The sequence below is a fragment of the Enterorhabdus sp. P55 genome (assembly GCF_009911695.1).
Taxonomy (GTDB): domain Bacteria; phylum Actinomycetota; class Coriobacteriia; order Coriobacteriales; family Eggerthellaceae; genus Enterorhabdus.
The window spans coordinates 1-9365 of sequence record NZ_QWKK01000094.1 but is presented as its reverse complement, the minus strand read 5'-3'; the positions used below and the strand labels follow the sequence as shown (position 1 = coordinate 9365).

General features: G+C 69.5%; 8 protein-coding genes. 2 read left to right on the top strand and 6 right to left on the bottom strand.

Going from position 1 to position 9365, the window contains the following annotated elements:
• Positions 1 to 156: 156 nt before the first annotated feature.
• The gene (argC, locus tag D1643_RS08695; RefSeq protein ID WP_160710254.1) at positions 157 to 1224 is read right to left on the bottom strand and encodes an N-acetyl-gamma-glutamyl-phosphate reductase; all 1068 of its coding nucleotides are present in this window, start codon (positions 1222 to 1224) and stop codon (positions 157 to 159) included.
• Positions 1225 to 1547: 323 nt separating this feature from the next.
• Here argC and D1643_RS08690 point away from each other — a divergent pair, with 323 nt between their 5' ends.
• Together D1643_RS08690 and D1643_RS08685 are read left to right on the top strand one after the other, a co-directional pair.
• Entirely contained in the window at positions 1548 to 2810 is a 1263-nt protein-coding gene (locus D1643_RS08690; RefSeq protein WP_160710253.1) for a glutamate-cysteine ligase family protein, read from the top strand.
• Between the two features lie 211 nt (positions 2811 to 3021).
• Positions 3022 to 3450 (top strand): peptidylprolyl isomerase, encoded by a 429-nt coding sequence (locus D1643_RS08685; RefSeq protein WP_160710252.1) that lies wholly within the window; start codon positions 3022 to 3024, stop codon positions 3448 to 3450.
• 157 nt (positions 3451 to 3607) lie between these two features.
• Here the strand turns inward: D1643_RS08685 and D1643_RS08680 are convergent, their stop codons facing one another.
• From D1643_RS08680 to D1643_RS08660, 5 genes are all read right to left on the bottom strand, one after another.
• Positions 3608 to 3862 carry a hypothetical protein gene (locus D1643_RS08680; protein ID WP_160710251.1) on the bottom strand — a complete coding sequence of 85 codons (255 nt, stop codon included), beginning with the start codon at positions 3860 to 3862 and terminating at the stop codon, positions 3608 to 3610.
• Between the two features lie 127 nt (positions 3863 to 3989).
• Positions 3990 to 5144, bottom strand: coding sequence for a PucR family transcriptional regulator (locus tag D1643_RS12270; RefSeq protein WP_201751045.1), 1155 nt, complete (start codon positions 5142 to 5144; stop codon positions 3990 to 3992).
• A 123-nt stretch (positions 5145 to 5267) separates the two neighbouring features.
• Complete coding sequence (locus tag D1643_RS08670; protein WP_160710250.1) at positions 5268 to 5465, bottom strand: hypothetical protein; 198 nt, start codon at positions 5463 to 5465, stop codon at positions 5268 to 5270.
• Position 5466: 1 nt separating this feature from the next.
• Entirely contained in the window at positions 5467 to 6249 is a 783-nt protein-coding gene (locus D1643_RS08665; protein WP_160710249.1) for a hypothetical protein, read from the bottom strand.
• A gap of 448 nt (positions 6250 to 6697) precedes the next feature.
• Positions 6698 to 8770, bottom strand: a complete 2073-nt coding sequence (locus tag D1643_RS08660) for a translation factor GTPase family protein (RefSeq protein WP_201751044.1) — start codon at positions 8768 to 8770, stop codon at positions 6698 to 6700.
• Positions 8771 to 9365: the final 595 nt, after the last annotated feature.

Here is a 9365-nt window from a genome sequence, read left to right as displayed (position 1 = left end):
GGCGGGCAGGGCGTCCGGCGCGGGCGCGGCGGGCGGCAGCGGCTCAACGGCGGGAATGGCGGCGTCCGGCGCGGGGGCCTCGTCCGCACGCGCGGGGGCCGCGGGGGTCGAAAATCCCGTCGGGATCTTCTCGTTCTCCATGGGCTCGCTCCTCTCCTACACCGGCTGGGCCACGGCCGTGAGGCCGGTGTCCTCCGGCAGGCCGCAGATGATGTTGGCGCACTGGACCGCCTGGCCCGCAGCGCCCTTCCCCAGGTTGTCGATGGCGCCGACGGCCACGATCATGGGCGCCGTCGGATGCACTGCCACGCCCACCTGCGCGCGACAGGTGCCGGCGACCGACGCCGTGCGCGGCCAGGCGCCCGGCTCGAGCACCTCCACGAGCGGAGAGGCGGCGTAGAAGTCGCGGTAGAGCCCCGCCAGCTCCTCGGTGGTCGGCCGCGGCGAGGACGGGCCAAGCGGCAGGTTCACCGTGGAGAGCAGCCCGCGGTTGAGCGGGGCCAGGTGCGGGGTGAACACGAGGCGCCCGGGGATGCCGAGGATCTGCTCGATCTCCGGCGTGTGGCGGTGGGCGCCCACGCCGTAGGCCTCGAGGTTCTCGTTGGCGAAGCAGAAGTGGGTGCGCTCGGTGGCCTTCTTGCCGGCGCCGGTGACGCCGGACACCACGTCGGCCACCACGGTGCCCGCCGGGTCGACGAGTCCCGCGCGGATGGCGGGCGCGGCCGCCAGCGAGGTGGCCGTGGGATAGCAGCCGGCGCAACCCACGAGCACCGCCTCGCCGCGCGCGTGGGCGGCCGCGGCACGGGCGAGCTCGCCGCCGGTGAGCTCTGGCAGGCCGAAGGCGGCGCGGGCGAGCAGGTCGACGGCCGTATGGGGCGTCTGGTACCAGGCCTCGTAGACGGACGGGTCCTTCAGGCGGAAGTCGGCCGACAGGTCGATGACGGTGACGCCATGCTCCACGAGCCCGGGGGCCTGGGCGAGCGCCGCCGTGTGGGGCACCGCCAGGAACACCACGTCGCAGGAATGCAGGTCGGCCTGGTCATGGGAGGAGAAGGCCAGGTCGGTGGCGCCGCGGAAGGCCGGGTAGACCTCGGCGACGGGGCGGTCAGCCAGCGCGTCGGAGGTGACGGCGGTCAGGGTGAATTCCGGATGGGCCAGGAGCAGCCTCACGAGCTCGATGCCCGCGAATCCAGCTGCGCCCACCACGCCTGCTCTCAGGGTCATGAGTCGCTCTCTTCCTTCGGTGCTTCGGCGAGAAGCCTCTGCCATGCTAGTCAAGGAAACGGCACCGCTGCCGGACGGCGCCGAGGAGTTACGGAAATGAAAGGGCGCGCGGAAGCGGCGGCGCTAGGAACGTCGTCGGAGGCGCGGCCCTGCGGCGGCGCCGGCGGTGATGAACGCGTTGCGGAATTCCACGATATGCCCTCGTTTTCGCTCCTTGGGCGCCCCTCGGCCATGCCAGTGATACCATGGGCGCCGATCAAACGGATATTGTAAGCAAACCGGATAGCGTTTTGCGCAGAAAACGACGGAGTTTGGAGTAAGCGATGACCAAGAACGACCAACCGGCTCGCGAGGCGAACCTCGACGCCATCGTGGCCTACTTCGAAGGCGGCATCAAGGAGTCCTCCGAGCAGCTCGGCATCGAGCTGGAGCACACGCTCGTGCGCGCCGACGGATCCCCGGTCTCCTACCGCGAGGAGAACGGCGCGCGCTGGCTGCTCGAGCAGCTGCTGGCCGACTACCCGGAGGCCACGCGCGACCCGGAGGGCGACCTGCTGGGCGTGGCGCGTCCCGGCGAGGCCGTGACCATCGAGCCCGCCGCCCAGGTGGAGCTCTCGGCCGGCCCCTTCACGCGCCTGGCCGACGCCGAGGCCTGTTTCACCGCCTTCGAGCGCACGCTCGCCGCGCGCCTCGACCCGGTGGACACCCAGGCGCTCACCCCGGGCTACCACCCCACCGCGCGCGCCGTGGACCTGGAGCTCATCCCCAAGCGACGCTACAAGCTCATGAACAGGTACCTGGGCGCCATCGGCAAGTACGGCATCTGCATGATGCGCGGCAGCGCCTCCACCCAGGTGTCCATCGACTACTCGTCGGCGGACGACTGCCTGCGTAAGATGCGCCTGGCCTTCGCCCTGGTGCCGCTGCTCTCGCTCATCTGCGACAACTCCCCCGTGTTCGAGGACGCGCCGCGCGAGCATCAGCTGGTGCGCACGGAGATCTGGGAGAAGTGCGACCCCGACCGCTGCGGCGTGGTTCCCGGCATCATGGACCCCGGCTTCACCCTGCGCGACTACGCCGCCTACGTGCTGGACACGCCGGCCATCCTCGTGGCCTGCGACTCCGAGCAGTGGTGCTACACCGACCGCACCTTCGGTGAGATCTACGCCGAGGAGCCCATGACCCGCGCGCAGGTGGAGCATGCGCTGTCGATGTTCTTCACCGACGTGCGGCTGAAGACCTACGTGGAGATACGCCCGGCCGACGCCATGCCGGTGCCCTACGTGATTGCCTACGCGGCCCTGATCAAGGGGCTGTTCTACAGCGACGAGAGCCTGGATGCGCTCGAGGGGCTCTTCGCCGGCGTGACCGCCGAGGACATCGCCGCCGGCAAGGCGTCGCTCATGAGGAGCGGCTACGACGGCTATTTGTACCGCCACCCCGTCTCCGAGCTGGCCGACGAGGTGATGAGCCTGGCGGCGACGGGGCTTCCCGAGGACGAGCGCGCCTACCTCACACCGCTTGCCAGCCTGGTGGCGTCGCGCATCACCTTGGCCGATGTGGCCGAGGCGGAACGCGGGGCGTAACCGGCGGCACGCGCCCGCCCGGGGAAGGCGCCCGTCCAGGGAAGGTGCCCGTCCAGGGAAGGTGCCCCGGCGCCTCGCCCCCCCTCCGCGCCGCCGAGCGCAGAGGCGCCGCTTGATGACAAGTTGGAGCAGGTTTGCGGCCGCAGGCGCCGAGGGCGCCCGCTTGGGCTAGACTGGCAGGCTCTGGCACAATGACGAAAGGAGCCTTCCGATGAGCAACGAGGGCAAGAAGGTCAAGATCCACTACACTGGCACGCTGGACGACGGGGAGAAGTTCGATTCCTCCTACGACCACGGCGAGCCCATTGAGTTCGTGTGCATGGCCGGCGACGTGATCCCCGGCTTCGACGAGGGCGTGAAGGACATGGCCGTCGGCGACAAGAAGACCATCCACATCGAGCCGGCCGACGCCTACGGCGAGGTGCGCGAGGACCTCATCCAGGAGGTTCCGCTGGAGAACATCCCCAACGCCAGCGAGCTGCCCGTGGGCGGCGTCATCTACATGCACGGCCCCGACGGAAGCCCCGTGCCGGTGCAGGTGAAGGCCGTCGAGGACGGCGTGGCCACCTTCGACTTCAACCACCCGCTGGCGGGCAAGGCGCTCAACTTCGAGCTGGAGCTGGTGGAGGTCGCCGACTAGCGTCCGCTACGCACCAGATGCCAAGAGCGGCCCGGCCTTCCCAGGGAGGCCGGGCCGCTCTGCTTTCCCCAGCGCATGAGGGCCCCGGCTCATTGGATGCCGGGGCCCTCATGCGCTGGGGGTCTGGACGCCCTGCGGGCGCCGGCCTCGTCGGCCGCTAGGCATAGGCCACCTCGTCCAGCGCCTCGGCTGCGGAAGCCTGCGCGGGGGCCTGGGGCGAGGCGAAGGAGCCGGCCCACTTGGTCACGCCGGCCTCGGGAATGGCGTCGGCCTCCACCAGCGAGCACACGGCGCTGCTGGCCTTGTCCGACGAGATGCCCATGTTGGCGAAGTGGCGCGCCAGCTTGTGGCAGTAGGCGGCATCGGGCTCGGACAGGGTAGCGAGGACCTTGAGGGCCTTTTCGTTGAGCATCGGAAACTCTCCTCTCGTCATGGTTGATCAACGACGAAGAGGTTACCGTCAGTTCGCGAGCGCGCCCTTAGAGGCGGCGACGAACCGCGTGCGCCGCCATTTGTGCCGTTGCACAAAAAATAGTGAGTTAGTCAGTCATTGAATATGCCAAAACGAGGAGGGCGGCCAGCTCCCTGTCGGATACGTCGGGCAGGGCCAGCTCCTCCCGGATGCGCCGCAGACGATAGCGCACCGTGTTGGGATGCTGGTAGAGCGCCTCGGCCGTGGCGCGCACCTCGCCGAAGGACGCGGCATAGGCGCGGGCGGTGGCGGCAAGCTCGGTGCCGTGGGCTCGGTCGTACTCGTCGAGGAGCGATCGGTAGAGCTGCGCCGTTCCGGCGAAGAGACGGTCGGCCGACGCCGCGGCGCGAAAGGCCCCCAGGCCCAAGCTCGCCCAGCGAACGACCGGCCTCCCCTGGTCGCAGGCGGCGTCGAGAGCCGTACGCGCCTGGCGAATGGCCAGGTCTCCCTGGCCGAGGGAGACCTCCTGGCTGACGCCGCAGCGCAGGCGGCCCGCCGCCTCTATGCGAGCCACCAGGTCGGCCTCGGACCGGGCGATGGCGCCGCGAGGCGGCCGGTCGTAGGAGACGAAGGCGAGCAGCTGGTCGCGGTAGCGCACGACGCAGGCCTGAACGACGCTCGCCTGATTGCGCTGGAAGTCGTAGAGCAGCGCGCCGAGCTCGCCCTGGAGCGCCGAGAGCATGCAACCGTCGGGCGCCAAGGGGCGGGCCGCCAGGCACTGCACCGTGGCGCCGGTGGTGCGCGCCACCTCGAAGAGGCCCTCGCGCACATCCGCATCGCCTCGCGGGGCGATGAGCGCGTCGATGAGCGCGTCGCGCTGGGACTGGGCCCGATCCTCGGCCACCAAGGCGAGGACGGCGGCCATGAGCCGCTCGACGAAGTGCCCCTCGTAGAAGAAGACGGGCACGCCGCGGGCGGTGCTGAGCTCAGCGGCCTCCGCGCTGATGGCGTCCATGGCCACCGGCTTGATGACGAGGGCCGCGACGTCTCGCTCGATCATGGCCCTGACGGCCTGGTCAGCCAGATCGGGGTCGCGCTGGGCGAAGCCGAGCGAGGTGAAGATGAACTCGCAGGGGGTAAAGGAGTCGTAGTCTCCCCAGAACGGCTCGAAGTCGAGAATGCCCGCGCCGGTAACCAGGCGCTCCTCGCAGCCCTCGCAGGGAGCGGCCAGCCAGATATCCTCGAATATCCCCAGGTTCAGCACGTCTTTCACCGTGACCACGATCCGCACCTCCTCACACGTCATCAGGACATGCCGCCATGGTACGCCAATCCCCCGACGAGGGCCAGAGAGCGCCCCGGCCGGGCGGGCGCCCCTTGGGGAGAGCCCGCCCGAAACCGCAGCCTAGCCCTCGTCCAAGACGCGCAGGACATCGGCCAGCAAGACGAGCCCCTCCTCGTCAGCGATCAGGTCAAGCAGGACATCGGTGAGAACCGCCTGGCCGATAAGCGATCGGCACGGGCAGGATCCGAGCAGCCAGTCGGTCTGACCCGGGAAGGGGGCGGTCGGCCAACCGGGCGCGCAAGCGCAGTCGTAGGTCATGTCAGAGCACCTCCAGAAGTCGAGCGGATTCGACCTGGGCGCCAAGCAGGCTCACCCAGGCGTTGTAGTTGAGCAGGCGAAGGCAGGCGTTCCCCGTCGTCGGAGACCGACACGCAGGAGCGGAGGGCACCGGGCGCGGCGCAGGCGGCGGGGCAGCCCGCGGGGAGAACCCCCGGCGCGTGAGGGCCCAGAACAGGGCGGCGGCCACCTGCAGCGCGTCATCGGCCGACTGCTCGCACGGCACCCAGAGGGGCCGCGCGAGCACCTGCCCCCAAGCCTCGTCGCCCCAGGCGCGCAGGCTCGCCCCAAGGGCGGCGGGCGCCCAGGGGACATCGGGGCCAAGGCCCTCCAGCAGCCGCGCGGCGTCAGGAGGCAGGGCGCCCCAGGCCGGGCCGCCGCAGACGGCAAGCGCGTCGGCGGCGGCCGAGGCGGATGCCAGGGAAACTTGCGCAGCCCCCATGCGCCGCATGAGGGAGCCCGACGGGCCCAGGGCGCGAAACGACTCGAGCGGCAGCACCACCTGGCCGCCAGGAGAGGCGCCCTTCCGGGCGCGCAGGGCCTCCATGGAGCGCAGGGCTGCGCGCACGCGGGAGACGAGGGGCCGCAGGCGCCGGGCGCCCAGGCGCGCGGGATCGACCGACCAGCCTGCCTGGTGGCGCAGAACGGCGCAGCAGAGCTCCTCCGGATCGCAGGAGCAGAGGGCCTCCCCCACGGTGATGAGGCTCCCCCTCGGGCTGGCAAGACGGGTTTTGGGCAGCACGGTATTAGGACGCGGGTGCGCCATGGTAAATCCCCCCTTCGGAAGGTTCCCTGGATGAGAGAGGATCTTGCAAGCGTGGTAAGGACGGGGCGGGAATCACGACGTCTCGGTGGGCACATCCCCCAGAGGGACGGCGCTTGCACTGGCTCTGCTTTGACTGCAAGCAGTATACCATAGAATCAGAACGTTTGTTCTGTAAAAGAACAGGCAGAAAGCCTCCGGGGCCACCCTGCCGTAAATCAGACGCCATCAGGGGAAACGCGCCGCCTCCCCCAACCGGCGCCCAGCCTAAACGTCAACGCGCGCGAAAAGCCCCTCCCCGCACGCCGGGGCGCCCGCGGGGAGGGCGCCGGCGCCCCCGAGCCGCCCCGCGCACGCAAGGAGGCCGGGATCTCGCGAGCCCGGCCTCCGCATAAGCCGTCTTGCTCAAGTCTCCCGCCGCCAGCGCCTTCCGGCCGCAGGAGGCGCGTCGCTAGTTGCCAGCGGCGCGAGCGGCCTGGTACTCCTCCACCAGCCGCTTGGTCACGTCATGGGGAGCCTCCTCGTAGCCCTCCACCGCGATGGCGTAGGAGCCGCTGCCGCGCGTGAGCGAGCGCAGGTCCTTCGTGTAGCTGACCACCTCGGCGTAGGGCACGCGCACCATGATGACCGTCTCGCCCGCGTCGTTGGAGTCTGTGCCCACGATGCGGCCGCGGCGCGTGGAGATGTCGCCCATGATGGCGCCGGCGTACTCCTCGCCCACCACGATGTCCATGGTGGCCATGGGCTCCAAGATCACCGGATCGGCCTTCTCGCACGCGGCGCGGAAGCCGATGCGGGCCGCCGTCTTGAACGCCATCTCATTGGAGTCGACGGAGTGGTAGGAGCCGTCGTACACAGCGCACTTGATGTCCACCATGGGATAGCCGGCCAAAAAGCCCTCGCGCATGGCGTCCTGCACGCCCTTGTCCACCGCGGGGATGAGTCCGTTGGGGATGGCACCGCCCTTGATCTCGTCGACGAACTCGTAGCCCGCGCCAGGATTGGGCGAGAGGCGCAGCCAGCAGTCGCCGAACTGCCCGGCGCCGCCCGTCTGCTTCTTATGGCGCCCCTGGGCCTCGGCGGTCTTGCGGATGGTCTCGCGGTAGGGCACGCGCACGGGCACAAGCCGCGCCTCCACGCCGGTCTGGTCCTTGAGGCGCGCCATCAGCATGTCCACCTGGGTATCGCCCATGGCGGTGAGGATGGTCTGGTGCGTGTCCTCGTTGCGGGAGATGCGCACCGTGGGGTCGGACTCGGCTGCGCGGGCCAGGAACGTGCCCAGCTTGTCCTCGTCCTTCTTGTTGACCGCCTCCACGGCCACGGGGTACTGCGGGGTGGGCGTGGGCAGCGGCATGACGGAGATCTCGCCGGTCTGCGAGAGCGTATCGCCCGAGCGCGTCTCCCCGAGCTTCGGCACCACGATGATGTCGCCGGCCTTGGCGCTCTTCACGTCCAAAGGCTCCTTGCCCATCATCACGTAGAGGTGCCCCAGGCGCTCCTTCTTGCCGGTGCGGTAGTTGATGAGCTCCATGCCAGGCTCGAGCACGCCGGCGATCACCTTGAGGAAGCTGAGGCGGCCGACGAACGGGTCGGAGAGGGTCTTGAAGACGAAGGCGGCGGGGCGCTTGGACTCGTCCACGCGGATGGTCTCGCCGTCGGCCATCTGGAAGCGGCCGTGGCTGCGCGGATGCGGGAAGTAGGTGCAGATGTCCTCCATGAGGCCCTGGACGCCCTGCATGATGATGGTGGATCCCACGAACACGGGGATGAACAGCTCCTTGGCGATGGCCTGGTCGAGCAGCGACTCGAGCTCAGCCTGGGTGAGCTGCTCCTCGCCGTCGAGGTACTTCATCATGAGCTCGTCATCGGCCTCGGCCACCAGGTCGCAGAGCTTGTCGCGGGCCGCCTGGGCCACGTCGGCGTACTCCTCGGGAATGTCGGTGACGACCTCCTCCAGGCCGTCGCCGTCATGGAAGCGGGCCTTCATGCGGATGACGTCGATGACGCCCTTGAAGTCGGACTCGACGCCCATGGGGATGGTGACGGCGCCCAGGCGCGAGCCGAAGCGCGCGTGGAGGGTGGCCATGGCCGTGTCGAAGTTGGCGTTCTCACGGTCGATGTGGTTGATGTAGACGGCGCGCGACAGGCGCATGTCCTCGGCCTCACGCCACAGCTTGGTGGTCATGACCTGCGGGCCGGCGACGGCGTCCACCACGAACAGCGCCATCTCGGCAGCTTGCATGGTGGCCAGGGTGTCGCCGATGAAGTCGGGGTGGCCTGACGTGTCCAGCACGTTGATCTTGTAGTCCTTGTAGGGGATGGGGGCGATGGAGGTGCCGATGGTGAACTTGCGCTTGATCTCCTCGGGGTCATAGTCGAGGTAGGACTTCCCGTCGTGGGTCGTGCCCATGCGGGGGGTCTTGCCGGAAACGTAGAGCATCGCCTCGGCGAGCGACGTCTTCCCGGCGCCGTCTTGGCCCACGAGGACGATGTTTCTGACGTGTTCGGTAGCAGGAGCTGCCATGGTGACCACCAACTTTCAAGTTTCGCCGCCGCGCACCCCTTTCGTGGAAGGCGCGACTGCCCGGGCCTTCATTACGAACTCGCACTCATCGCCCGCGCACGCGTGGGCGACGCCTTCAGTTTAGCGTATCTTCCCTTCCGCGAACGCGGGAGGGGACGGTTTCGAAGGCGACTTGGAGGCTGCTCGTCCGGTTTTTCCCTCCGCTCGCAGAGAAAACGCCCCGCCCGGCGCGAAGGCGGGCCGACATCGGGAAGGAAGGAGGCCGCGATGGAGGCGAATTGCCCCGACGCTCTTGCGCTCCGGGGAAAGATCGCTATCATGCCCGTGTCTATCTGCGGAAACGTAAACGGGCGTTTGCACCGTGCCCCTCGCAGAGAGACGGCGGGGCCGAGGGCCTCGCCCGCCAGGCGACCGAAGGGGTGATGACATGCGCGACACCGGGGGATCCGCCCACCTGCCCGTGGCCCTGACCCTGGCCGGGGCGGCTGCGGGGGCGTTCGCCGCCGCGTGGCTGGCCTGCTGGGCGCAGAGCCGGCCGGAGGGCGCGGAGGCCGGCGAGGCAGGCGCGAAGGCGCCGGCGGCCCGAGGGGCGGGC

What these genes read in the sequence shown, in the direction of transcription:
- argC (WP_160710254.1), bottom strand. Translation starts at nt 1,224, where the DNA reads ATGACCCTGAGAGCAGGCGTGGTGGGCGCAGCTGGATTCGCGGGCATC.
- D1643_RS08690 (WP_160710253.1), top strand. Translation starts at nt 1,548, where the DNA reads ATGACCAAGAACGACCAACCGGCTCGCGAGGCGAACCTCGACGCCATC.
- D1643_RS08685 (WP_160710252.1), top strand. Translation starts at nt 3,022, where the DNA reads ATGAGCAACGAGGGCAAGAAGGTCAAGATCCACTACACTGGCACGCTG.
- D1643_RS08680 (WP_160710251.1), bottom strand. Translation starts at nt 3,862, where the DNA reads ATGCTCAACGAAAAGGCCCTCAAGGTCCTCGCTACCCTGTCCGAGCCC.
- D1643_RS08670 (WP_160710250.1), bottom strand. Translation starts at nt 5,465, where the DNA reads ATGACCTACGACTGCGCTTGCGCGCCCGGTTGGCCGACCGCCCCCTTC.
- D1643_RS08665 (WP_160710249.1), bottom strand. Translation starts at nt 6,249, where the DNA reads ATGGCGCACCCGCGTCCTAATACCGTGCTGCCCAAAACCCGTCTTGCC.
- D1643_RS08660 (WP_201751044.1), bottom strand. Translation starts at nt 8,770, where the DNA reads ATGGCAGCTCCTGCTACCGAACACGTCAGAAACATCGTCCTCGTGGGC.